The sequence below is a fragment of the Trueperella pecoris genome, from assembly GCF_014926385.1.
Lineage (GTDB): Bacteria > Actinomycetota > Actinomycetes > Actinomycetales > Actinomycetaceae > Trueperella > Trueperella pecoris.
The window spans coordinates 587,153-610,216 of sequence record NZ_CP053291.1 but is presented as its reverse complement, the minus strand read 5'-3'; the positions used below and the strand labels follow the sequence as shown (position 1 = coordinate 610,216).

Genomic DNA, 23,064 nt, shown 5'->3' with positions numbered 1-23,064 from the left:
CTCGCCCACCGGCCACATCAAAAGAAAAGGATGAAGCATGGCAATCAGCACTGGGACGCGCGTTTTTGTTGGGCGCCTGGCGGGTATCCCCGTCTATGACCCCATTGGCGACCGCGTGGGCAAGGTCCACGACGTCGTCGTTGTTTTCCGCCTGCGTGGGAGCCCATCGGCGGTTGGCCTCGTGGTGGATGTGGCGGGTAAGAGACGCGTCTTTATGCCCTTGACTCGCGTGACGTCGATTGCCAACGGCCAGGTCATCACCACGGGCTTGCTCAATATTCGTCGTTTCGAAAAGCGCCCTTCGGAGTCCATGGTGCTCGGCGAGATTCTCGACCGCGAGGTCTCGTTTAACGACGGGTCGGGCAAGGCGATCGTCGAGGATGTGGCGATCGAGCAGACGGGCAACCGCGAATGGAAGCTCACCTCGCTGTACGTGCGCATGTCGCGCGGCGGCCCGGAGGCGGGAAACACGAAGATCGTGCCCGTCTCGGCCGTGACGGGTCTGCGCATGCGCGTGGCTAACCAGGCGGCCACCGCGCTTCTTGCCCAAATCAACGAGCTGAAGGCTCCTGACATCGCCGACCTCCTCTCCGACCTCCCGGACGATCGGATTATCGCCGTCTCGCGTCATATGCACGACGACTTGCTGGCCGACGTCCTCGAGGAAATGTCGGACGCCGACCGGGTCACGATCATGACCGCCCTCGAGGTGGACCGAGCGGCCGACATTCTGGAAGAGATGGAGCCAGACGACGCGGCCGACTTGATCAATGAGCTGCCCGAGGCCCAGGCTGAGATTCTTCTTGCCAAAATGGAGCCGGAGGAGGCTCAGGACGTGCGCCGCCTTATGTCGTATGGGGAGCGCACCGCAGGCGGTCTCATGACCACCGATCCCATGATCCTCTCCCCCGACGCCCACGTCTCCATGCTGTTAGCCGCCGCCCGCCGCGAGGATCTGGCTCCCGCTATGGCCTCGACCTGCTTCATCGTTCGTCCTCCGACGGAAACGCCCACGGGGCAGTACCTCGGCGTCGTCCATCTGCAACGGGCCCTTCGCGAGCCGCCCTCGGAGATGGTCGGCTCGATCATCGACCAGGTCGAGGTCCTCTCCCCTGACGACGGCATCGGAACAATCACCCGACTGCTAGCCACCTATAACCTGACGATCTTGCCCGTGGTCGACAACGGCTTGCTCGTGGGGGCCGTGTCCGTCGACGACGTGCTCGATCACCTCATGCCCGAGGATTGGCGCGACGCCGATGAGGCGGACATCGATACCCACATTGACGAGCGTCACGTCGACGACTACATCGACGAACACGATGGTACTGAAAGCCCGTTGACTCCCGCGTCGGAGATCTTGACGGCGATGATTGAGGAGGGACGCGATGCCTAATAGCTTTGACCAGCCGCTAGACAAGCGCCGGCGCACCTGGCGAACGTCCTCCCGCCTCGATTCCGAAGCCACCGGCATCGTCGCCGAGCGCATCGCCCGCTTCACGGGCACACCCAAGTTCATCATCTGGTTGTCGCTGTTCGTTGCCGCGTGGCTAGCGTGGAACTCTTTTGCTCCCGAACGCCTCCGCTTCGACTCGGCCTCGCTGGGCTTCACGGCGCTGACGCTCATGCTCTCCTTACAGGCGTCCTATGCCTCGCCGCTTATTCTCCTTGCGCAAAACCGCCAAGACGAACGCGACCGCGTCAGCGCCGAACAGGACCGCCAGCATGCGATGCGGACCCTCGCCGATACCGAGTTTCTCACCCGAGAAATCGCGTCCTTGCGTATGTCGATGCAGGAGCTCGCCAGCCGAGACTTCGTCCGCTCCGAAATGCGCGACCAGTTCGAGCTTCGTGAGCAGATCAATCAGCGCGACGCCGAGCTAGCACTGCGCGATCAAAAGATCGCTGATCTTGAAGAACGCCTTGCCCGGTTCGAGTCCGAGAACTGAGCGGGATAGGATGAATCGCATGAGTCTACCGAGCATTGAAGAAATTAAGAGCGAGCTCACCAAGGTCATCGACCCGGAAATTAAGCGTCCCATCACCGAGTTGGGAATGCTGCGTTCCGTTGAGATCGACGATGCCGGCAACGTCGTGGTCGGCATCGATCTGACCACCGCCGGTTGCCCGCTTCGCGACACCATCACCATCGATACGCAGAACGTTGTGGGGGCCATGGAGGGGGTGGCCTCGGTTTCTGTTCAGATGGGCGTCATGGATGATGACCAGCGTGCCGAACTCAAGAAGACCCTGCGCGGAGGCGAACCCGAGCGTGTTATTCCCTTCGCCCAGCCGGGCAACCTCACCCGCGTGTATGCCATCACCTCGGGCAAGGGCGGAGTCGGCAAGTCCTCCATGACGGTCAACCTCGCCACCGCCATGGCCAGATCGGGCTTCAAGGTCGGCGTCGTGGACGCCGATATCTATGGCTTCTCGATCCCGCACATGATGGGCGTGACCCACCCTCCGCAGGTGGTGGACAACATGATTATCCCGCCTGTTGCCCACGAGGTGAAGACTATTTCGATCGGCAACTTCATGTCGGAGAACGGGCCTGTGGTATGGCGCGGACCGATGCTGCACCGCGCCCTCGAACAGTTCTTTGCGGACGTGTACTGGGGCGACCTTGACGTCCTCCTCATCGACTTGCCGCCGGGAACCGGCGACATCGCGTTGTCCGTCTCCTCCCTCATCCCCAAGTCGGAGATCGTGATCGTGACGACCCCGCAGGTCGCCGCCGCTGACGTTGCCGAGCGTGCGGGCCTCATGGCCAAGCAGACGGATCAGCGGGTGGTGGGCATCATTGAAAACATGTCCTACCTCGCAATGCCAGACGGGTCCACGATGGAGATCTTCGGCACCGGCGGAGGCCAGGCCGTGGCCGCCCAGCTGTCGGCCAACCTCGGCTACGAGGTTCCGTTGCTCGCCCAGGTTCCCATCGAGCAGGACCTGCGCGAAGGCGGGGATTCTGGCGTACCGTTCTCTATCCAGGAGGGCGCGTCGCCGGCACAGGAGGCGATTCGTTCCGTCGCCACCACGCTCGCCCACCGCGCGCGTGGGCTTGCGGGGCGCTCGCTCGGCGTTCACCCCGTAGGCGAGTAAACGTCATGAGAAATGGGCCAGCGCGCGGTGCTGGCCCATTTTTCGTGCACAAACACGTACCATATATGCAGCACACCAACCTCAAGGGAGAATTCATGGCAGTGGATAAGGCCCAGTCCTGGACCTACGCGGAGCACATCGTAGGCGAGGCGGACCTCATGACGCAGGCACGCCTGCACGCGGCGGAGCTTGGCATTGAGGCCCTATCTGCGGCCACCGGCCGCTTCTTGACGGCCCTAGCTGCCCGTGGTGGCGTGAAGAACATCGCGGAAATCGGGACGGGCACGGGCCTGTCCGCCCTCTACCTGCTGGCGGCCTCCGCCGATTCGGTGCTGACCTCGATCGACGTTGATTCTGAGGCGCAGAACTTCGCACGCGAAAATCTTTCTGCCGCACGCATCCGGCCCGGACGTTACCGCTTGATCAACGGCCGTAGCGCCGACATGCTTCCGCGCCTCGCCTCACGTTCCTACGATCTCGTGCTGGTCGACGCCGATCCGGCCGAGGCGGCTGGCGACGTCGCTGAGGCTCTTCGCATGCTGCGCCCAGGTGGCACCCTGGTGCTCGCTCATGCGCTGAATTCGGATCGTGTAGCTGACCCTGCTCGCCGCGACGAGGCGACGGTGGCGTTGCGAAACTTGGGTCAGGAACTGATAGAGGCTGAAGACCTAGTCTCCAGCCTCATTCCCCTGGGTGACGGGGTGTTGATGAGCGTCAAGCTCTAGAGCTTGAGAAGCTGATCGAGAACCTCGTGAAGTGACTTGACTTCGTCGTCGTTCAGTTCGAGGACGAGGCGGCCTCCGCCTTCCAACGGCATCCTCAAAGTCGTGCCGTGGATGTCACGCTCGGCCTCGAGCGGCCCATCGCCCGTCCGCGGTTTCATGGCTGCCATGGATTCTTCTCCTTCCGAGGCACCTGTGTGCCCACGCTCCTTATTCTACGCGAGTTCCCCTTTTTCGTCAGTGCTCCGCGAATTTTCCTGGCGGAGCTGTGCTCACGGCGCTAGTCTTGTTCGACGACGTCATCCGCCCGCTTTTCTTCGGCGAGCCTGTGCACACCGTCGAGAACTGCCGCCACCGCCTCCTCAGCAGTATCAACAAGGGTAAAGATGTTCTGGTCCCCGGCGGAGATGTAGCCCTCGGCAAGGAGCGTCTTGTTAATCCACTCCACCAGGCCCTTCCAGTATTCAGTTCCCACGAGCACGACGGGGAAGCCGGAGACCTTATGGGTCTGCACGAGCGTGAGTGCCTCGAAGAGTTCGTCCATGGTGCCGAAGCCGCCGGGCATGACGATGAATCCCAGGGAGTACTTGACGAACATCATCTTCCGCACGAAGAAATAGCGGAAGTCCACCCCTAAGTCGACGTAGTCATTCATGCCCTGCTCGAAGGGCAATTCGATGCCGAGGCCGACGGAGGGTCCCCCGGCCTCGTGGGCGCCCTTGTTGCCCGCTTCCATAATGCCGGGCCCGCCACCCGTGATGATCGCGTAGTTGTGGGCGACCAGTTGGCGCGCGATCTCCGCCGCCGTCTCGTAGGCCGGAGTGCCGGGGGCCGTACGGGCCGAACCAAAGATCGAAATGGCCGGGCCGAGGTCAGCGAGCGCGCCAAAGCCTTCAACGAATTCTGCCTGGATGCGCAGGATGCGCCACGGGTCTGAATGGATGAATGACGGGTCCTGGAAAGAGCGCAGGAGGCGGGCGTCAGTGGTGGTGTCGGGAATCTGCTTGCCACGGAGCGTGACGGGTCCCTTTTGATAATCTCGTGTCTTCTTTGCCATAGGCCAAGGGTACCCGGTGTCGGGTGAACAGCAGGCGAACAGGCCGTGGCGCGGCTAGGCTCTGGCCGGGGCGTTTCTCAAGGCTGGCCGTGCGTCGGGCCGGCTGTGCGTCGGGCCGGCCGTGCGTCGGGCCGGCCGGGACAATCTTGCCGCGCCTGACTTTCCCTACGTCTTGGGGCATGTATCTGCGCTAAACTATTCGGCATGGATTATATGGATTTGGCCCGCGAAGCGGCGGCAAAGATCGCCGCCGTGACGGGCGTTGACACGCACGATATTGCATTGACCCTCGGTTCCGGGTGGGGCGGAGCAGCAGATCTCATTGGAGAGGTCCTCGCAGAGGTTCCCGCCGAAGAGATCCCAGGATTTTCCAAGTCCGCCGTGGCCGGCCATGGAGGCAAACTCACCTCCATCAAGCTCAAGAACGGCAAGCATGCCCTCGTCCTGGGCGCGCGAACCCACTACTACGAAGGCAAAGGCGTGCGCGCCGTCGCCCACGGCGTACGCACCGCCGCCGCGGCCGGAGCCAAGGTATGCATCCTGACCAACGGGTGCGGTTCCACTCGTGAGGAGACCGGCCCCGGTAGCGCCGTCCTCATCAACGATCACATCAACCTCACCGCTACTTCTCCGCTCGAGGGAGCCACTTTTGTGGACCTCACGGACCTTTATTCGTCCCGCCTGCGCGGGATTGCTCACGACATTGACCCGAGCCTGCCGGAGGGCGTTTACGTCCAATTCTCCGGCCCGCACTACGAGACCCCTGCTGAGGTCCGCATGGCGCGCACGATCGGTGGCGACCTCGTGGGCATGTCCACCGCACTCGAGGCGATCGCGGCACGCGAGATGGGGATGGAAATCCTCGGAATCTCGCTCGTGACGAATCTGGCCGCCGGCGTGGCCACCCAAAAGCTCAACCACGCCGAAGTGCTCGAGGCCGGCAAGGCTGCTGGCCCGCGCATTTCCCAGCTTCTCGCGGACATCATTGAACAGATTGCGAAGGATATTTAAATGTCACAAACCCTTTTTGACGACGTACGCGCCTGGATCGCCGCAGATCCCTCCGAGGCCAACCGTGGCGAACTCGAGGCCCTGCTCGCCAAGGCAGAGGGCGGGGATGAGGCCACCGTGGCCGATCTCGCCGATCGTTTCTCCGGTACCCTGCAGTTTGGCACCGCCGGCCTGCGCGGCGTGATGGAGGCTGGCCCGAACCGCATGAACTCGGCCGTCGTTCGCCGTGCCGCCGCCGGACTCGTGGCCTGGCTGAAGGAAACGGTTGGCCCGGACTTCGTCGTCGTCATCGGCTACGACGCCCGCTACCATTCGGACGAGTTTGCGCGCGACACCGCCGCGATCGTCACCGCCGCCGGCGGAACCGCCCACCTCATGCCTTCCAAGCTACCGACGCCGCTTTTGGCCTACGCCGTGCGCAAGTACGGCGCCGACGCCGGCGTCATGGTCACGGCATCACACAATCCGCCCAAGGACAACGGCTACAAGGTCTACCTGGGTGGTCGTGCCGCTGCTGCAGACGGCAACGGCGTGCAGATCGTGCCCCCGGTGGATAAGGAGATCGCGGCGAAGATCGCCGCCGCTCCGCTGGCGAACGAGGTCCCGCTTGCGGAGGACGGCTGGAATATCATTCCCGCCTCGATCGTCGACGACTACGTTGCAGACACCCTCGCCAAGGTCACGGACGGCCCGCGCGATCTGAAGATCGTCTACACCGCCATGCATGGCGTGGGCAAGAGCCTGCTCCTCCCGCTGTTCACGGCGGCCGGATTCGACGACGTCGTTGAGGTTGCTTCCCAGGTGGAGCCGGACCCGGCATTCCCCACCGTTGCTTTCCCCAACCCCGAGGAGGCCGGCGCCCTTGACGAGGCGATCGCCGTCGCCGAGCGCGTCGGAGCCGACATCATCATCGCTTCCGATCCGGACGCCGATCGTTGCTCGGCGGCAATTCCGACGCCCGAGGGCTGGCGCCAGCTGTCGGGAGACGAGATCGGATCGATCCTGGGCGAGCAGGTCGGTGCCCAGGCAGCCGCGGATGGCAAGGGCACGCTCTCGTCCTCGATCGTCTCCTCGCAGCTACTCGAGCAAATCGCCAAGCATCACGGCCTGGGCTACCGTTCGACCCTGACCGGCTTCAAGTGGATTGCACGCGCGCCAGAAATCCTCTTCGGTTACGAAGAAGCCATCGGTTTCTGCTGCTACCCCGACCTGGTTAAGGACAAGGACGGCGTCTCTGCCGCTCTCGTTTTGGCCATCACGGCTGCCAAGATGAAGGCCGAAGGTAAGTCCCTCCAGGACGTGCTCGACGCGCTGGCGATTCGCCACGGAGTCTACCTGACCGCCCCAGTGACGGTCCGCGTGGATGACCTCTCGATCATCCCGGCCACCATGGCGAAGGTGCGCAAAGAGCCGCCAACTGAGCTTATCGGTGTGCCTGTGGCCTCGATCGAGGATCTGTCGGAGGGCAGCCCCGATCTTCCCCCGACGGACGCCCTGCGTATCCTCACCGCTGAAGGCGACCGCGTCATTGTCCGCCCCTCGGGCACCGAGCCGAAGGTGAAGTGCTACCTCGAGGTTATCGTGCCTGTCGCAGATGCTGAGGATCTCTCGCGGGCTCGCACAGCCGCAGCAGAGCGCATGGAACGTTTCAAGGCCGATGTCTCTCAGATGCTGACCCTGTAGGCGACGGCCACGTGTCGAGCACGAGGGCCTGGGAAGTTCGTTACTTCCCAGGCCCTCGACTTACTTGTTGCCGCGTTCCTTCTTGCTGGCCGCCAGCGAGGCCGCGATGTTGCCCCCACAGCTCTTCGTTCAAGGCCTGATCGCCGGGCGAGACGGTGATGCTGCTGAAACCCTCCATGCCGGCTGGCACAACCAAAAAGGGGCGGACGCCAATGCGCCCGCCCCCCCTGACATCTGGGAAGCTTTAGGAAGCGAATCCCTCGATGACTGCACGCGAGGAGGACAGGCCGAGGCGAGTCGCGCCGGCCTCAATCATCGCCTTCGCGGTCTCGGCGTCGCGAATGCCGCCAGAAGCCTTCACCTCGAGCTCCTCACCCACCGTCTCGCGCATGAGCTTGACCGCATGGGTGGAAGCGCCGCCTGCGGGGTGGAAGCCGGTGGAGGTCTTAACGAAGTCAGCTCCGGCCTCCATGGCGCACTTGCAGGCCTCGACGATTTCTTCGTCGGTCAATGCGGCGGACTCGATGATGACCTTCAGCAGGGCGTACGGAATCGCATCGCGGACAACCGCAATGTCGTAGCCAAGCGCGTCCCAGTCGTGCTCCTTGGCGTAGCCGATGTTGATCACCATGTCGACCTCGTCGGCGCCCGCCGCCACCGCGCGAGCCGCCTCGGCGGCCTTGATCTCCGAAGCAACCGCGCCCGAGGGGAATCCAGCGACCACGCACAGCTTCACGTCGCCAAGCTCGATGTCTTCCGGAAGAGGAAGCATCGACGGCGAAACGCACACCGAGTACGTACCCAGCTCCTTGGCCTCCTCGACGAGCTTCGCGACGTCGGCGATCGTGGCCTCAGGCTTGAGGAGGGTGTGGTCAATCATCTTTGCAACATCAGTCATGGTGACTCCTAATTCATCATTGGTTGAGGAAGCACTGCCCACGTGAGGTGGGTCCAGTGTCCGAAAGCTGGCAGCGGCGTTGACCGCTGTGCCATGGAAAAAATGGGGACGCGATAAACATATCCCGACCCCGGGTCGTAAATCGATAATTCTGGTGAATCGTCTTTCGCGGGAAGCGCGAGGACGACGTGGCGGGGAACGGCGCGGCTGAGCCCGCCGCGGATGTCTCCCCCGGTGTATAGCGGGACCGGTAGCCCGACGCCGACGGCATGCCAGACCCATTGTAGGACTGCCTTGCCGCTGTCCGTGCCCGTATCGACCGGCATGCTCTGATACGACGCGGCCGGGACCCCCTCCCACGCGTGGGCGCGGGCGGAGAGCATGTGCGCCAGCCGCCACGGAGGCGTCCCGAGGCTGGCGGGCCACGAGATGGGCCCGAAGCCCCCACGGCGAAGATCGCGGAAGAGGCGCGCTTCGACGTCGTGAATGTTGCGCAAACCGATCCGAAAATCCTCCTCCATGATCATGCGGCTCACGAGGGCAACCATCGCGCCACACGTGCGCCGCGAGGACTGCCGCAACAGCGTGCCGCCCACGGTGAGCGGCTCGCCCGCGGTGTCATCCTCGAACCATTCTTCGGCGACGAATCCGTCCGGCCAAGAAAACTGGATCGGGGTGTGGACCTGCGGTGCGAGCCGCGCGAGTAGCTGTGAAAGATACACTAGGAGATGCGATCCAAGACGACGGATTCGCGCGCCGTGTACTCGCCACCGATGACGATGCCGCCCTCGAGCGATTCGAGCGCGCGCGGGATACGGCCCTCTTCGTCGGTGTGGAACGTCATGAGCTTCTCGCCCTTCTTGACCGTGTCACCCGGCTTCTTGAAGAGTTCGATACCCGCAGCGAGCTGGACTGCCTCACCCTTCGACGCACGGCCTGCGCCGAGCCTCCAGGACGCGACGCCCACCGCCAAGGCGTCGAGCTTGGTCAGGGTGCCGTCTTCCTCGGCAAGGACGTCGTGGGTGTGCTTGGCGACGGGCAACGGCGCATCGGGGTCGCCATCTTGCTCGCGGATCATGGCACGCCACTTGTCCATCGCACGCCCGTCTTTGAGCGCTTCTTCGATGTCGGCGTCGGGCTGCCCGGCTGCTGTCAGCATCTCGCGGGCGAGCGCCAGCGTGAGTTCGACGACGTCGGCGGGGCCGCCACCTGCAAGAACCTCCACCGATTCCTCGATCTCGGGGGCGTTACCGACCTTCATGCCCAGCGGGGTGGACATGTCGGTCAGGAGCGCCGTGGTGATCAAACCTGCGTCCTGGCCGAGGTCAACCATGGTGCGAGCGAGCTCGCGAGCCATGTCGATGTCCTTCATGAAGGCGCCCGATCCCACCTTGACGTCGAGGACGAGCGAATCGGTACCTTCCGCGATCTTCTTCGACATGATCGAGGAGGCGATGAGCGGGATGCAATCGACCGTGGCAGTGACGTCGCGCAGCGCGTACAGCTTCTTGTCCGCGGGGGCGAGCCCGGAACCCGCTGCACACACGACTGCGCCGCAGCCCTTGCCCAGCTGATGCATGATCTCTTCATTGGTGAGGTCCGCACGCCAGCCGGGGATGGCCTCGAGCTTATCGAGCGTGCCACCCGTGTGCCCCAATCCGCGACCCGACAGCTGCGGAACAGCGACGCCGTAGACGGAGACGAGCGGTGCGAGCGGGAGGGTGATCTTATCGCCGACGCCGCCGGTGGAGTGTTTATCCGCCGTCGGTTTACCGAGAGACTTGAAGTCCATCCGTTCGCCGGAGTTGATCATCGCTTGGGTCCATTGGGCGATCTCTTCGCGATCCATCCCGTTGAGGAAGATCGCCATCGCCAGTGCGGCCATCTGTTCGTCGCCGACGACGCCGCGCGTGTATGCGTCGATAGTCCAGTTGATTTCGTCAAGCGAGAGCTTGTCCTTGTTTCGCTTGGCGCGGATGATGTCAACGACATCAAACTTTTCAGTCATGCTTGATTTCTTTCACTAGAAAATGGTTTTCGACAGGTCGACGTTACCCGCGCTACCAGAGAATTCGGTCAGCGAGCGCGGGCCAAAGGCCTGCGGGAGCACGTACGTCATCGGCTGGGGGCCACCTTCCGGCATGTTCACCAGCAGGTCTGGCCCACCGAACTCGAACAGCAACTGACGGCACCGTCCACACGGGACGATCGTCTCCCCGTTACCGTTCACGCACCACACCGCAGCGAGCTGTCCCCCACCGGAGCGCACGAGCGCGGAGATCATTCCGTTCTCCGCACACGTGCCCAGCCCGAGGGAGGCGTTCTCGACATTGCAGCCCGAGATGTATCGGCCATCGGTGGTCACGCCTGCCGCCCCCACGGGATATCCCGAGTAGGGGGCGTAGGCGCTTTTCATTGCGTCATTCGCTAGCTCTTTGAGAGCGTCCCAGTCGATATTCATTACTTCAGGTAAGGGATGTTCTCAGCAGCCGGAGGCCTGGACTTGCCAACGAAGCCAGCCACAGCGATGATCGTGATCACGTAAGGGATCATGTTGACGATCTCGGAAGGAATCGCCGAGTTCAGGCTCGGCATCAGCAGCGCGACCGACTTTGCAAAGCCGAACATCACCGACGCCGCCAGCGCACCGAGCGGATGCCACTTTCCGAGGATCATAGCCGCGAGGGCGATGTATCCGTTGCCGGCCGAGATATTCTCGGTAAAGCCAAGCCCGTTGCCCAAGGTGAAGAAGGCTCCGCCCAGACCAGCGATCGCCGAGCCGAAAATGGTGTTCAGCGTACGAGTGCGGTTAACCTTGATGCCGACCGTGTCAGCGGCCTTCGGGTGCTCGCCGCATGCCCTCATCCGCAGGCCCCAACGGGAGCGGAAAAGGAAGATGGTCAGCAACACCACCATGACGTACATGATGTAGACCAGAATCGTCTGCGCGAAGAACATCGGACCGATCACCGGAATATCGGCCAGAACCGGGATCCTGATGGGGTGCAGGGAGTACTGATTGGTGTTGAACACCGCCTGGCCCTCGCCACTCATGAGCGTCCCGTAGAAGAAGGTAGTCAGGCCCAGGGCGAGCACGTTGAGGACGACGCCGACGATGATCTGATCCACGCCGTATTTGACGGAGAACAGCGCGAGCAGAGAGCCGATGAAAGCTCCGGCGATCGGGGCCGCTATGAGCCCGAGAGTGGCGCTATGGAAATAGCTGGCCACCATCACGCCGGTGAACGCACCGACGAGCAGGTCGCCCTCGATAGCGATATTGACCACGCCGACGCGTTCGCTCACCACGCCCGACAGCGATCCGAAAATCAGCGGAGTCGAGATCGCGACGGTGATGGCGAGGGTGGATGTCAACGTGACAGCTCCGGCCGAATCAGCGCCTGCAAAGACGAGGAAGCCTAAGATGACGCTGAGTGCAACCACTGCAGTGGCAACACCATCAAGGATCCGCCCCGTGCACCCGTATCGTCCCCTGGCTACCGCGGACACGTAGGACCACAGCGTGGCCGCCATCGTGGCGACGAGCAGAATCGAGAGGGTCATCACGGCGGGAACGCCGAAGTCGGGAATCTCGACGTGTGAATAGTGGTCATTGAGACGGAATACCGTCTCGCCCGACGCCGTCGTTGTAAAGAAAAGCAGCAGGAGTGAAGCAAAGGTGAAAGTAACCGGCAACTTCCAGCTGATTTTCTCTTTCACGTCACCTTCAGGCGATGTAGCGCCCTGTGATGCCTTGGTCAGATCGATAGCAGTCATGCTCACGCCTCCTCTCGCTTCGACGCCGCGGAGTCTACGGCATCACTAGTTTCCTTGTCACTGGGTTGTTCCACTTCCTGCGCGGCGGCCGAAGTCGTGGCAGAAGCAGTCGCGCCTGCATTGGCGTATGCGGTAGTAGCCCCGGCGGTGCCACCCATCTCCGCCAAAAGTTCGCGAAGGCCCTTGCCGTCCGGCTTAGGAAGGCGGAAAAGCCAACGAACGAGAGCAGGAGCAGCGATTAGAAGAACGATCACGGACTCAAGGATGAGGATCATGTCGATCGGCACGCCCTGTGCCTGCATCTTGTAGCCGCCCGCCTTAAACGCGCCGAAGAGTAGACCTGCGAAGAACACGCCCCACGGCTTGTTGCGCCCCAAGAGAGCAACGGTGATCGCATCAAAACCGATGGTTCCGGCCACACCAGATGCCACTCCGCTGTTTTGTTGGTACATCGTACCTAGCGCTTCGTTTGCACCGGCCAAGCCGGCAAAGATGCCCGACACCAGCATCGTCAGCGTCGTCACCTTGCCGATGTTCATACCCGCGGTGCGCGCTGCGTGCGGGTTTTCGCCTACGGCACGCACTTCAAAGCCGAAAGTGGAGCGCTCAAGAACCCACCAGAAAACCACCACCGCGATGATGGTCAGGATGAAACCGAAGTGCAGGGTGAAGCCTTCTCCCAAGATCTTCGGGAAACCGGCCGTGTCTTTGGCGATTGGAGTCAACGGGTTGTTGTCGCCAGGGCGGTGCCATGACGGCAGGGACAGCGTGTAGGCCATTGCAAGGATCGCGATCTGGTTCAACATGATCGTCACGATCACTTCGTTCGCACCCGTACGCGCCTTCAAGAAGCCTGCGATGCCTGCGTACAAGCCACCGGCCATCGCCGCGGCCACGAGCGCCACCAACGTGTGCAATCCGAACGGAAGGTCCAGCTTAAACGCCACCCAGATTGCCGCCAACGAGCCGAACATGATCTGACCTGCGCCGCCAATGTTAAACAGACCCGCACGGAAGCCAAAGGCCAGGCCAAGACCGGCCATGATCAGCGGCGTCGCGAAGAACAGCGAGTCGGTAAATGGGCGAATCGCCACCATGAAGCCGCGGGTGTTCACGACGTCGTAGTTGAAAATTGCGCCTTTGAACATGGCATCGTAAGCCGCGCTCACCGATGCGCCCGCAATAAGAATGAATACAGCTCCGATTGCAAAGGCAATAATCACGGCAAGGATTCCAACGAGCCACCCGGAACGTGGTGCCGAGTGCACCATCGCACGCAGCCAGCCGCCGAGCCCTGCAGAATTCTGTGACTTACCCATTAGTTCACCTCCGAGACTTGTGCATCACTCGAAGCAAGAGCCTCATCCTGAGGGACACCTGCCATCATCAACCCGAGAACGCCACGAGGCGTATCGGCTGGAACGATGCCAATAATGCTTCCGCGGTACATGACAGCAATGCGATCAGCTAGTGCCACGACTTCATCGAGTTCAGATGAGACAAGAAGAACCGGGGTGCCCGAGTCGCGTTCTTCGATAATGCGCTTGTGAATAAACTCGATCGAGCCCACATCGACGCCGCGTGTCGGCTGATTGGCCACGAAAAGGCGCAGATCGCGCGACAGCTCGCGTGCCACAACCACTTTCTGGGCATTTCCTCCCGAGAGCGTTGCGATAGGGTCCGTGATTCGCGTCAGGCGAATGTCGAACTCTTCTGCGAGTCGGTTGGCGTTGTCCAGGACTGCCGCCGGGTGCATTGCCGGGCCAGAAGCGAACGGCGCGTTCCGATACTGGTCGATAATGAGGTTCTCCGCGATGGAGAAGGAGGCGATCGCGCCGTCCTTCGTGCGATCCTCGGGGATGAAACCGACGCCACTATCGATAATATGGCGGACGCTCTGCCCGCTGATCGACTTGCCGTCGAGCTCGATCTTGCCGCCGTCCGGCGTCACCAAACCGAGAACGGCCTCCGCAAGCTCAGTTTGTCCGTTGCCCTGAACGCCTGCGACTGCGAGCACTTCGCCGCGCCGAATATCGAAGCTCACGTGATCGAGGATGTGCTGGCCGCCTTCGCCTAGCAGCGTGACATCTTTGAACTTCAGGCCGACTTCGCCGAGCTTTGGTGCGTCCTTTTCCACCTTCATCATGACCGGACGGCCGACCATCATCGTGGCCAGATCTGCCTCAGAGGACCTCGGATCGGCCTCCCCGACCACCCTGCCGCGGCGAATGACAGTGATGTCGTCCGCCACTGCACGTACCTCGCGGAGCTTGTGCGTAATAAAGACGATCGAGGTGCCGGCGTCGGCGAGCTGACGCATGATGGCCATCAGCTCGTCGGTCTCTTGCGGGGTGAGCACCGCGGTCGGCTCGTCGAGGATCAAGACCTTAGCGTCGCGCGAAAGCGCCTTGACGATTTCCACGCGCTGTTGAGCACCGACGGTCAGGTCCTCAATCAGCGCCTTCGGGTCGAGATTAAAACCGAAACGAGAGGATACTTCCTTTACTTTCTGCGCCGCTGCCTTCCGATCGATGATGCCAAGGGAGTTCGTCGGCTCATAGCCCAGCGCAATCGACTCTGCCACGGTAAACACGGGCACGAGCATGAAGTGCTGATGCACCATGCCAATTCCAGCCGCAACCGCATCTCCGGGGCCGTTAAAGGTAACCGGCACGTCGTCGATTAAGATCTGTCCGCCGTCTGGCTCATACAAGCCATACAGCACGTTCATCAGGGTAGATTTTCCCGCACCATTTTCGCCAAGTAGGGCGTGGATACGCCCCTCTCCGATCTCTAGGTTGATCGAGTCATTGGCAACGAGAGGTCCGAACCGCTTCGTAATCCCTCGTAATTCAAGCTTCATTGCTCTCCGCCTTCATGTCTTTCATTTGTTAGGGCCCAGCCACCGGCTGGGCCCTAACGATATTTCCCTGTGTGTGGAAATGGATTACTTGTTTGCCGACGGCGATTCAACCTTCAGCTCGCCGGACTTGATCTTCGCTTCGAGATCCTTGACTTCCTTCTTCAGGTCGGCCGGAACCTTCGAATCGAAATCGTGGAACGGCGAGAGCGAGACACCGCCGTTGGCGATGGTTCCGATGTACGGATCTGCCGAGAACTTATTGTCGATCACGGCCTTGATGGTGTCCTTGACTGAAGCGGCGATGCCCTTCTCAACAGAGGTCAAGATGAGATCCTTGTAATCTGCGTAGGACTCATACCAATCCGAGTCAACACCGATGATGACGGCTTTGCCAGTGGCCTTGGCAGCCTGGGCAGCGCCTGCGCCGACCGGGCCGGCGACCGGCATGATGACGTCGACGCCTTGGTCGATCATCTGCTGAGCGTGGCTCTTGCCGAGCTGGACGTCGTCGAAGGTCTGGGTGAAGTCACCGACCTGGGTGGCCTTGTCCCAGCCGAGCACCTTCACGTCCTTGCCCTTGGCCTCGTTATAGGCCTTCACACCGTCCACGAAACCGTCCATGAAGATGGTCACCGACGGGATGGAGATGCCGCCGAAGGTGCCGACCTTGCCAGTCTTGGACATACCAGCAGCTACGTAGCCTGCGAGGTAGGCTGCTTCCTGGGTGTTGAACAGGAGCGGGCGGCCGTTGTCCAGCTTAAGCGGCTTGAATTCCTTGTCGGTGAAGACGGAATCGACGAGGGCGAACTTGAGATCCTTGTTGTTATTGGCCTCGGTTGCAGTGGCCGAGTTGAGCTTAAAGCCCACGCCGATAATAAGGTTACAGCCGTCGTCGACCATGGCCTTGGTGTTCGGCGCAAAATCGTTGTCGTTCTTGGACTCAGCAGTATTGAACTTGATGCCGTATTCCTTTACCGCCTCATCAAGACCCTTCTTAGCGGACTCGTTGAACGAGTGGTCGTCCCAGCCGCCAGCATCGGACACGAGGCATGCCTTGAAGTCCTTCTTAGCTTCGCCACTGGCGGTGCTCTTGCCACCGTCGGCGCCGTTCGAACATGCGCTGAGTGCAAGAGCAGTTGCAGCGGCAACAGCTGCAAACTTCTTGAAATTCCTCACGGGTTACTCCTTCGTAAATGGTCTGCTTCACTGCTCCTCTGCAGTGATCACAACAACTTTAGCGCGTGTTTAACGAAATGTCGCATGGACTGTTTCCCTTGTAACCATTTCGTGATATTGCCATTTAACAGTTCAGCTTCACACACTTATAACTATAGGATCGTGTGAAATTAACGAATTTCGTCAAGCCCGGCGTGAGAAACGGCGTCTACGATAGCTTTCACTCGTTGCGAACACTCCCGTTTTGTGACGAGGATCACATTATCAGTTTCCACGACGACGGCGTCCTCAAGCCCCAAAACCGCGATCGGCTTCGAGTGCGTGTACACCAGCGCCCCCTGCGAGTCAATGGAAAACACGGGTTGCAGGCTGCCTCCGGGCGCGACCTGCACCTGGCCCTCCGGCAACACGTCACGCAACGAAGCATAGTCGCCGACGTCGGACCAGCCCATCTCGACGGGCACCACGGCCACTCCCCCGGCACGCGCCAGCGGTTCGGCAATCGCGTGGTCGATGGCAATCTTCTTGAGCGTCGGCCAGATCCGCTCCATCGCCACCTGCCGCCCCGGCCCATCATACCCGCGGGCGATCTCCACGACGCCGTCGTGCAGCTCGCGCTCGAAGCGGGCCAGTGCACCGAGCAGAACGGAGGTCTTGGCAACGAACATGCCCGCGTTCCACCGGTATTCGCCCGTAGCGAGGTAGTCGGTGGCCCTCGCCGCGTCCGGCTTTTCAACGAAGGATCGCACGTGACGGGCCTGGCCTGTGCCGTCGATGAGCTCGGCCTCGTGAATGTAGCCGAAGCCGGTGGCCGGGTGGTCGGGCGTGATGCCGATCGTGACGAGGTAGCCGAGCTCAGCGGCGCGTTCGGCCTCCCGGACCGCCGCGTGGAAGGCCGGCGTATCTCGCACGAGATGGTCGGCAGCGAACGATCCGACGACGACGTCGCCCTCGCGCTGGGCAATGACGGCGGCGGCGAGCGCAATCGCGGCCATGGAGTCACGAGGCGAGGGCTCGGTGATGATGCGCTCGGGGCTGACCTCGGGAAGCTGAGCGGCGACGGCGTCGCGGTGTGCGACGCCGGTGACGACGGTGGTCGTTGTGGCCACGGGCGCAAGCCGATCGACGGTCGCTTGGATGAGCGTACGTCCGGTGCCCGTCAGGTCGGAGAGGAACTTAGGCTGGTCGCGCCGGGAGAGCGGCCAGAGCCTCGTGCCGGCGCCGCCGGCGGGGATGATGGCATGGATCATGACTTGTCCTTGATAACGACGTCGCCGCGTTTGACGGCCGCGTTCTTGGCGTTGGTGGTGTAGCGGGTGCGGGCGTAGAAGGCGTCCCAAGCGCCACGGCGGTAGGCGTCCTCGGCGATGGCCAGCTGGGCCTCGGCCTCCACCTTGGCCTGTTCGGCGGCCTCGATCCGCTTCCGTGCGCGAGCCGCTTTCCAGCCGCTCCACTCGGGGGCCACTTCGGCCTCGGGCTCAGGCGGATCGGGGGCGATAATGCCCGAGCGTGGATCGTGCACCCATCGCTTGGTGTCGGGCTCGGACTCGGTGACGTAGTTCGGGCTCTCTTCCAAGTGCTCGAGCTGGGAGGGGGTGGGCCCGGAGGGGGCCGGTGGGTTTGCCGTCACGCATGCGGCGACAAGCAGGAGCCGGGCAAGGAAGTTGATCCATAGAAGGATGGTCACAATCGCGGCGAATCCGGCCAACAGCGGGTTGTTGGTGACAGAACCGACCGCCGAGGTGCCAAGGTAGCGCAGGATTCCCGAGCCGAGGGCCGCAACCGCGCCCCCGATGAGCAGATCCTTGGCCGGGGCGCGCACTCCGGACATGACGCGGATGAGATAGATCACCACGGCCGCATCGATCACGAAGGCCACGAGGTAGGATCCGGCGGTCACGAAGAAGGCTCCCACGGCGCCCGAGATTCCGAGGAAGCCGAAGAGCCAGTCGCTAAAGAGGCGGGTGAGGGAGACGAGGACGGTCGTCGACAGCACACCCAGGCACAGGACGATGAAGCCCGAGAGGTTCAAGAGCTTGGTGGCCACCGGGTTGCGCGGGACAGCGACGATGCCAAACATCGACTGGATCGTCATCGCCAGGCCGCCCATCAGGCCAATGGAGGACCACAGGAAGACCAGCAAGGCGATGAAGGTGGCAAGGTTAAACGGGTCATCAACGATGAGGTCGTTCGGGTCGAGCAGGGCGTTGGGGTTGTCCGCCGTGATGAGCACGCCCGGCAACGCCGAGTCGATCGAGGCAAAGAGCCCCTCGCGTAGCTTCGCGTTTCCCCCCAGTGTGTAGGAGAAGGCACTCAGGCCGATAGTGAGCGCGCCGGCGATCGTGAAGAGCGCCGAATAGGCGATGCCTCCGGACATCTGTGCGCCGCGCACCATGCCATAACGCTGGAAGGCGCGCACGATGCGCAGGTTCATGATCCAGGCGAGCGCGCGCGTGGCCTTCGTGACCACCGCGGGCGGCTTGCCTTCCTTTTTCTTAATCTCCACGGTCTGAGCCATGTTGGTCCCTATCGGTAAGTGATGACGAGTGGCGCGTGATCCGACCAGCGCGCATCATAGGCGTCCGCGCGGTCAACGCGGGCGTCGGTTGCCTTCTCGGCGAGTTCGGGGCTGGTCATGTGGTAGTCGATTCGCCAGCCGGCGTCGTTATCGAAGGCCTTTCCGCGCTGGGACCACCACGTGTAGGGGCCCTGCATGTCGCCGACGAGGCGGCGGTGGGCGTCGACGTAGCCGAGCTCGCCGAACCACCGGTCAAGGTAGGCGATCTCGGCGTCGAGTACGCCGGCGGTCTTGTTGTGGTTGGGCTTCCAATTCTTGATGTCGGCGGGCGTGTGGACGATGTTGAAGTCACCGCCGACGAGCACGTGCGCGGGCCCCGCCTGGCGCGCCGCATCGAGTTCGGCCAGGCGTTGGGTGACACGCTCGAGGTGAGCGTATTTGGCGGCCATTTTCTCAACGTTGTCGGCCACGCCCGAATGGAGATAGGCGGAGACGAAGGTGGTTCCCAGCTCGGGCACCTCGACTTCCACCCAGCGCCCGGTGTCCACGGCCGGTTCGACGAGCTGGCCGTCCTCGCCCGGCTCCAACCCGGCCATCAGCCCGCGCGAGGTTCGCCCGATCTTAAAGTCCTTCTTCACGGCGACGGCGACCCCGGCGCGCCCCTTGAGCGCCGATGCCTGCTGGACGATCTCGTAGGTCTCTCCCACCAGCGCTGCCACGAGCTCTTCGGGCGCGCGAACCTCTTGAAGCAGGATGACATCCGCATCCGTGGATTCGATCCAGGCACCCATTCCTTTGCGGGCGGCGGCACGAATTCCATTGACGTTAACCGAAGCGACTAGCATGCACTCTCCTTTTTCTTGCCCAGTTTACGGGGCAAGCCGGAGCCCTGCACGTGGCAACGAGCGGATACGCCCTCGGCGCACCGCCCGACGACGCCGTCTACGCGATCTCTTGAGCAGCCTCGACGAGGTTGACCAGCAACATGGCACGGGTCATCGGTCCCACGCCCCCGGGGTTGGGTGAGAAGCGGTCCGCCACCTCGGCGGCGGCCGGGTCGACGTCGCCGACGATCTTCTTCCTTCCCGTAATCGGATCGACCTCCCGGCTGACGCCGACGTCGAAGACCGCGGCGCCGGGCTTGACCATGTCGGCCGTGATGAGCCGGGCAACACCCGCGGCGGCGACGATGACGTCGGCCTCGCGGGTGTGGCGTGCGAGGTCGCGCGTATCGATGTGACACGAGATGATGGTGGCGCCCACCTGTTCGTGGGTGAGCAGGAGCGAAAGCGGCCGCCCGGCCGTCTGGCCCTGGCCCACCACGCACACGAGCGCCCCGCGCCACTCGATCCCATAGCGGCGCCCGAGTTCGACGATCCCGCGCGGTGTGCACGCCAGCGGCGCCGGGAGCTGCCCGCGGGAGGTAGATGCCAGGCGGCCCACGTTGAACGGGCTCAGCCCATCGACGTCCTTGCCGGGCGCGATCGCCGCCACGATACGCTCCGTGTCGCACTGAGGGGGAAGCGGAAGCTGGACGATAAATCCGGTGACAGCCGGCGATTGGTTGAAGTGCTCCACGGCCGCGAGCACGTCCTCGGTCGTGGCGTGCTCGGGCAGCTCGACGCGCAGGGATTCAATCCCCACTTCCTTACAGTCGCGGTGCTTGGCGTCGACGTAGATCTTTGACCCGGGGTCCTCCCCCACAAGGATGGTGCCCAGCCCCGGGACCACGCCCTGCTCGCGCAATTCGCTGACCTTCGCCGTGAGCTCGGCTTTGATGGCGGCTGCCGTGGCCTTCCCGTCCATGATCATGCGAACTGGTCCAGCCCCTCGTAAAGCGGGAAGTCGGCGGCGAGCTTGGCCGTCCGGGCGCGCAGAGCCGGGATATCGGCCTCGCGGCCGTCGCGCAACGCCGTAGCAATGACGTCGGCAACCTCGGCGAATTCCGCGGCTCCGAAGCCGCGCGTGGCCAGGGCCGGGGTGCCGATCCGAAGGCCGGAGGTGACGGTGGCCGGGCGCGGATCGAAGGGGACGGAATTTCGGTTGATGGTGATGCCGACCTCGTGCAGCAGATCCTCTCCCTCCTTGCCGTTCATCTCAGCGTCGCGAAGGTCAACGAGCACGAGGTGAACGTCCGTGCCTCCGGAGACCACCGCGATTCCCTTGTTCGCCACGTCCGGCTGAGAAAGCCGCTCGGCGAGGATCTTCGCCCCTTCGAGCGTGCGGCGCTGGCGGTCCTTGAACTCCGGCGTGGCGGCGATCTTGAGCGCGATCGCCTTGGCGGCGATGACGTGCATGAGCGGGCCGCCCTGCTGGCCGGGGAAGACGGCCGAGTTGAGCTTGCGCCCGAAGGCTTCGGCGTCGCGGGAGAGGATCATACCCGAGCGCGGCCCGCCGATGGTTTTGTGGATGGTCGTGGTGACGACGTCGGCGAACGGGACAGGGTTCGGGTGCAGGCCGGCGGCGACAAGCCCGGCGAAGTGAGCCATGTCGACCCACAGGTAGGCCCCCACCTCGTCGGCGATGTCGCGGAAGGCCTGGAAGTCGAGCTGGCGGGGGTAGGCCGACCAGCCGGCGATGATGAGCCTGGGCTGATGCTCGAGGGCCTTGGCACGTACGTCGTCCATGTCGATGAGGTAGGTATCGGGCGAGACCCCGTAGGCGACCGCGTGGTAGTTCTTGCCGGAGAAGTTGATCTTCATGCCGTGCGTGAGGTGACCGCCGTGGGCAAGTTCAAGGCCGAGTACCGTGTCGCCCGGCTGCAGGAGCGCGTGGTAGATGGCGGCGTTGGCCTGGGCGCCCGAATGGGGCTGGACGTTGGCGTACTCCGCGCCGAAGACGGCCTTGGCCCGCTCGATGGCGAGCGACTCGGCGACGTCGACGAACTCGCATCCGCCGTAGTAGCGGCGCCCGGGGTAGCCTTCGGCGTACTTGTTGGTCAGCACCGAGCCCTGGGCCTGCAAGACGGCGCGCGGGACAAAGTTTTCGGACGCAATCATCTCGAGTTGCTCGCGCTGGCGGCGAAGCTCGTCTTGAAGAACCTGCGCGATTTCGGGGTCTACCTCGGTGATGGAAAGCTGTAGAAGGTCGGTCATCAGAATCTCCTCATGTCTGGATCTCGCGTTGCGCGAAGAGCCCTTGGCGATCGTGTGCCCAGGCGAACGACCCACGATCAATTCTGTGCCGCTCCCCGGTGGTAACCACCTCACGCCAGTCGCGACGCGGCCAGTTTAGCTCACGAGAGATTGCCCCACGCGCGATGCACAGGAGATGAGATTGACGGTCTCACCACCTGGCCTTCACGACGCCGTGGGCCCGGCATCCGCCGAGCTAGGCGAAGATGACGGTTCGGTGGCCGTTCATGAGGATGCGATGTTCGGCGTGCCACTTGACGGCGCGAGAGAGGACCTGGCGTTCGACGTCGGCGCCCTTGGCGCGCAGCTCGGCCTCGTTGTCGTCGTGTGCGACGCGGACGACGTCCTGTTCGATGATCGGCCCCTCGTCGAGGTCGGCGGTGACGTAGTGGGCGGTGGCCCCGATGAGTTTGACGCCACGCGAGTGCGCCTGCTGGTAGGGGCGCGCGCCCTTGAAGGAGGGAAGGAAGGAGTGATGGATGTTGATGACGTTGCCCGCGAGGCGTTCGCACAGATCGGTGGACAGTATCTGCATGTAGCGCGCGAGGACGACAAGCTCGATGTCCTCTTCCTCGATCAGGCGCAGGAGGGCAGCCTCGGCGTCGGGCTTCGTCTGGGCGTCGATGGGGATGTGAATGAAGCGTTTGCCGTAGAAGTCAGCGAGCGGCTTGAGCGTGTCGTGGTTGCCGACGACGGCGACGATGTCGATCGGGAGGCGGCCTTCGCGATTCTTCGACAGGAGGTCGGACAGGCAGTGCGAATCCTTGGTCACCATGATAAGGGTCCGCAGCGGCTTGTTGGCCTCGGCGATCTCGTAAGTCATGTCGTGGTTGGCGGCGAGCTGGGCGAAGGCGGCCTCGATGGTCGGCTTCCCGCCCGGGACGTGGGCCTCGATGCGGACGAAGAAGAAGCCCGATTCGGCGTCGTTAAACTGCTGAGACTCCATAATGTTGCCTCCCACCGAGGCCAAAAGCCCCGTGATGGCGTAGGTGATGCCGGGCTTGTCGGGGCAACGGACAGTTAGGACCAGATTCTCGCTAGACATGGCTACAGGATAGGCCAGCAGGACAATGGGGGCGGAATCCGACCGAAAGCCGGACCCGCCCCCGCGAGTTGTCCACCT

At 62.9% G+C, this 23,064-nt stretch carries 22 protein-coding genes and 1 riboswitch; of the genes, 6 read left to right on the top strand and 16 right to left on the bottom strand.

The window, feature by feature from the left end; translation table 11 throughout:
* Window positions 1-37 precede the first annotated feature (37 nt).
* The 4 genes from HLG82_RS02885 (at window position 38) to HLG82_RS02870 (ending at window position 3,827) form a co-directional block, all read left to right on the top strand.
* On the top strand, window positions 38-1,396 hold the full coding sequence (locus HLG82_RS02885; RefSeq protein WP_193327230.1) for a magnesium transporter MgtE N-terminal domain-containing protein: 1,359 nt from the start codon (window positions 38-40) through the stop codon (window positions 1,394-1,396).
* On the top strand, window positions 1,389-1,949 hold the full coding sequence (locus HLG82_RS02880) for a DUF1003 domain-containing protein (protein ID WP_193327229.1): 561 nt from the start codon (window positions 1,389-1,391) through the stop codon (window positions 1,947-1,949). The genes HLG82_RS02885 and HLG82_RS02880 overlap by 8 nt, the downstream gene beginning before the upstream one ends.
* A 19-nt stretch (window positions 1,950-1,968) precedes the next feature.
* Window positions 1,969-3,102: an Mrp/NBP35 family ATP-binding protein gene (locus HLG82_RS02875; protein ID WP_193327228.1), complete on the top strand. Its 1,134-nt coding sequence runs from the start codon at window positions 1,969-1,971 to the stop codon at window positions 3,100-3,102.
* A 95-nt stretch (window positions 3,103-3,197) separates the two neighbouring features.
* Window positions 3,198-3,827 carry an O-methyltransferase gene (locus HLG82_RS02870; protein WP_193327227.1) on the top strand — a complete coding sequence of 210 codons (630 nt, stop codon included), beginning with the start codon at window positions 3,198-3,200 and terminating at the stop codon, window positions 3,825-3,827.
* Here HLG82_RS02870 and HLG82_RS02865 read toward each other — a convergent pair.
* Complete coding sequence (locus HLG82_RS02865; RefSeq protein WP_193327226.1) at window positions 3,824-3,994, bottom strand: DUF3117 domain-containing protein; 171 nt, start codon at window positions 3,992-3,994, stop codon at window positions 3,824-3,826. The genes HLG82_RS02870 and HLG82_RS02865 overlap by 4 nt on opposite strands.
* A gap of 110 nt (window positions 3,995-4,104) precedes the next feature.
* The gene (locus tag HLG82_RS02860; protein WP_193327225.1) at window positions 4,105-4,881 is read right to left on the bottom strand and encodes an LOG family protein; all 777 of its coding nucleotides are present in this window, start codon (window positions 4,879-4,881) and stop codon (window positions 4,105-4,107) included.
* Window positions 4,882-5,085: 204 nt separating this feature from the next.
* Here HLG82_RS02860 and HLG82_RS02855 point away from each other — a divergent pair, with 204 nt between their 5' ends.
* Together HLG82_RS02855 and HLG82_RS02850 are read left to right on the top strand one after the other, a co-directional pair.
* Window positions 5,086-5,892, top strand: a complete 807-nt coding sequence (locus HLG82_RS02855; protein WP_193327224.1) for a purine-nucleoside phosphorylase — start codon at window positions 5,086-5,088, stop codon at window positions 5,890-5,892.
* Window positions 5,893-7,575: a phospho-sugar mutase gene (locus HLG82_RS02850; RefSeq protein ID WP_193327223.1), complete on the top strand. Its 1,683-nt coding sequence runs from the start codon at window positions 5,893-5,895 to the stop codon at window positions 7,573-7,575.
* Between the two features lie 244 nt (window positions 7,576-7,819).
* Here HLG82_RS02850 and deoC read toward each other — a convergent pair whose 3' ends face one another.
* From deoC to purU, 14 genes are all read right to left on the bottom strand, one after another.
* Complete coding sequence (deoC, locus tag HLG82_RS02845; RefSeq protein WP_193327222.1) at window positions 7,820-8,473, bottom strand: deoxyribose-phosphate aldolase; 654 nt, start codon at window positions 8,471-8,473, stop codon at window positions 7,820-7,822.
* Window positions 8,474-8,481: 8 nt separating this feature from the next.
* Window positions 8,482-9,195, bottom strand: coding sequence for a hypothetical protein (locus HLG82_RS02840; RefSeq protein ID WP_193327221.1), 714 nt, complete (start codon window positions 9,193-9,195; stop codon window positions 8,482-8,484).
* Complete coding sequence (locus HLG82_RS02835) at window positions 9,195-10,481, bottom strand: thymidine phosphorylase (protein WP_193327220.1); 1,287 nt, start codon at window positions 10,479-10,481, stop codon at window positions 9,195-9,197. Before HLG82_RS02835 ends, HLG82_RS02840 begins: the two co-directional genes overlap by 1 nt.
* 15 nt (window positions 10,482-10,496) lie before the next feature.
* On the bottom strand, window positions 10,497-10,934 hold the full coding sequence (locus HLG82_RS02830; RefSeq protein ID WP_193327219.1) for a cytidine deaminase: 438 nt from the start codon (window positions 10,932-10,934) through the stop codon (window positions 10,497-10,499).
* A complete protein-coding gene (locus tag HLG82_RS02825; protein WP_193327218.1) occupies window positions 10,934-12,250 on the bottom strand; it encodes an ABC transporter permease in 1,317 nt (438 codons plus the stop codon). The genes HLG82_RS02830 and HLG82_RS02825 overlap by 1 nt, the downstream gene beginning before the upstream one ends.
* Window positions 12,251-12,252: 2 nt before the next feature.
* Entirely contained in the window at window positions 12,253-13,521 is a 1,269-nt protein-coding gene (locus tag HLG82_RS02820; RefSeq protein ID WP_246462451.1) for an ABC transporter permease, read from the bottom strand.
* Between the two features lie 47 nt (window positions 13,522-13,568).
* Window positions 13,569-15,113: an ABC transporter ATP-binding protein gene (locus HLG82_RS02815; protein WP_193327216.1), complete on the bottom strand. Its 1,545-nt coding sequence runs from the start codon at window positions 15,111-15,113 to the stop codon at window positions 13,569-13,571.
* A gap of 84 nt (window positions 15,114-15,197) precedes the next feature.
* A complete protein-coding gene (locus tag HLG82_RS02810) occupies window positions 15,198-16,289 on the bottom strand; it encodes a BMP family lipoprotein (RefSeq protein WP_193327215.1) in 1,092 nt (363 codons plus the stop codon).
* 170 nt (window positions 16,290-16,459) lie between these two features.
* The gene (locus tag HLG82_RS02805; RefSeq protein WP_193327214.1) at window positions 16,460-17,539 is read right to left on the bottom strand and encodes a mannose-1-phosphate guanylyltransferase; all 1,080 of its coding nucleotides are present in this window, start codon (window positions 17,537-17,539) and stop codon (window positions 16,460-16,462) included.
* Window positions 17,536-18,807 (bottom strand): YihY/virulence factor BrkB family protein, encoded by a 1,272-nt coding sequence (locus HLG82_RS02800; protein WP_193327213.1) that lies wholly within the window; start codon window positions 18,805-18,807, stop codon window positions 17,536-17,538. Before HLG82_RS02800 ends, HLG82_RS02805 begins: the two co-directional genes overlap by 4 nt.
* 8 nt (window positions 18,808-18,815) lie before the next feature.
* Window positions 18,816-19,652 (bottom strand): exodeoxyribonuclease III, encoded by an 837-nt coding sequence (locus HLG82_RS02795; protein ID WP_193327212.1) that lies wholly within the window; start codon window positions 19,650-19,652, stop codon window positions 18,816-18,818.
* 97 nt (window positions 19,653-19,749) lie between these two features.
* Window positions 19,750-20,613 (bottom strand): bifunctional 5,10-methylenetetrahydrofolate dehydrogenase/5,10-methenyltetrahydrofolate cyclohydrolase, encoded by an 864-nt coding sequence (locus HLG82_RS02790; RefSeq protein ID WP_216858959.1) that lies wholly within the window; start codon window positions 20,611-20,613, stop codon window positions 19,750-19,752.
* Window positions 20,614-20,615: 2 nt separating this feature from the next.
* Window positions 20,616-21,902, bottom strand: coding sequence for a serine hydroxymethyltransferase (glyA, locus tag HLG82_RS02785; protein ID WP_193327210.1), 1,287 nt, complete (start codon window positions 21,900-21,902; stop codon window positions 20,616-20,618).
* Window positions 21,903-21,951: 49 nt separating this feature from the next.
* Window positions 21,952-22,035, bottom strand: a riboswitch (ZMP/ZTP riboswitch).
* A 102-nt stretch (window positions 22,036-22,137) separates the two neighbouring features.
* Window positions 22,138-22,986, bottom strand: coding sequence for a formyltetrahydrofolate deformylase (gene purU / locus HLG82_RS02780; protein WP_193327209.1), 849 nt, complete (start codon window positions 22,984-22,986; stop codon window positions 22,138-22,140).
* Window positions 22,987-23,064: the final 78 nt, after the last annotated feature.

Excerpts from the sequence above, each read along its gene's own strand:
- HLG82_RS02885 (WP_193327230.1), top strand. The coding sequence starts at position 38 with ATGGCAATCAGCACTGGGACGCGCGTTTTTGTTGGGCGCCTGGCGGGT.
- HLG82_RS02880 (WP_193327229.1), top strand. The coding sequence starts at position 1,389 with ATGCCTAATAGCTTTGACCAGCCGCTAGACAAGCGCCGGCGCACCTGG.
- HLG82_RS02875 (WP_193327228.1), top strand. The coding sequence starts at position 1,969 with ATGAGTCTACCGAGCATTGAAGAAATTAAGAGCGAGCTCACCAAGGTC.
- HLG82_RS02870 (WP_193327227.1), top strand. The coding sequence starts at position 3,198 with ATGGCAGTGGATAAGGCCCAGTCCTGGACCTACGCGGAGCACATCGTA.
- HLG82_RS02865 (WP_193327226.1), bottom strand. The coding sequence starts at position 3,994 with ATGGCAGCCATGAAACCGCGGACGGGCGATGGGCCGCTCGAGGCCGAG.
- HLG82_RS02860 (WP_193327225.1), bottom strand. The coding sequence starts at position 4,881 with ATGGCAAAGAAGACACGAGATTATCAAAAGGGACCCGTCACGCTCCGT.
- HLG82_RS02855 (WP_193327224.1), top strand. The coding sequence starts at position 5,086 with ATGGATTATATGGATTTGGCCCGCGAAGCGGCGGCAAAGATCGCCGCC.
- HLG82_RS02850 (WP_193327223.1), top strand. The coding sequence starts at position 5,893 with ATGTCACAAACCCTTTTTGACGACGTACGCGCCTGGATCGCCGCAGAT.
- deoC (WP_193327222.1), bottom strand. The coding sequence starts at position 8,473 with ATGACTGATGTTGCAAAGATGATTGACCACACCCTCCTCAAGCCTGAG.
- HLG82_RS02835 (WP_193327220.1), bottom strand. The coding sequence starts at position 10,481 with ATGACTGAAAAGTTTGATGTCGTTGACATCATCCGCGCCAAGCGAAAC.
- HLG82_RS02830 (WP_193327219.1), bottom strand. The coding sequence starts at position 10,934 with ATGAATATCGACTGGGACGCTCTCAAAGAGCTAGCGAATGACGCAATG.
- HLG82_RS02825 (WP_193327218.1), bottom strand. The coding sequence starts at position 12,250 with ATGACTGCTATCGATCTGACCAAGGCATCACAGGGCGCTACATCGCCT.
- HLG82_RS02820 (WP_246462451.1), bottom strand. The coding sequence starts at position 13,521 with ATGGTGCACTCGGCACCACGTTCCGGGTGGCTCGTTGGAATCCTTGCC.
- HLG82_RS02815 (WP_193327216.1), bottom strand. The coding sequence starts at position 15,113 with ATGAAGCTTGAATTACGAGGGATTACGAAGCGGTTCGGACCTCTCGTT.
- HLG82_RS02805 (WP_193327214.1), bottom strand. The coding sequence starts at position 17,539 with ATGATCCATGCCATCATCCCCGCCGGCGGCGCCGGCACGAGGCTCTGG.
- HLG82_RS02800 (WP_193327213.1), bottom strand. The coding sequence starts at position 18,807 with ATGGCTCAGACCGTGGAGATTAAGAAAAAGGAAGGCAAGCCGCCCGCG.
- HLG82_RS02795 (WP_193327212.1), bottom strand. The coding sequence starts at position 19,652 with ATGCTAGTCGCTTCGGTTAACGTCAATGGAATTCGTGCCGCCGCCCGC.
- HLG82_RS02790 (WP_216858959.1), bottom strand. The coding sequence starts at position 20,613 with ATGGACGGGAAGGCCACGGCAGCCGCCATCAAAGCCGAGCTCACGGCG.
- glyA (WP_193327210.1), bottom strand. The coding sequence starts at position 21,902 with ATGACCGACCTTCTACAGCTTTCCATCACCGAGGTAGACCCCGAAATC.
- purU (WP_193327209.1), bottom strand. The coding sequence starts at position 22,986 with ATGTCTAGCGAGAATCTGGTCCTAACTGTCCGTTGCCCCGACAAGCCC.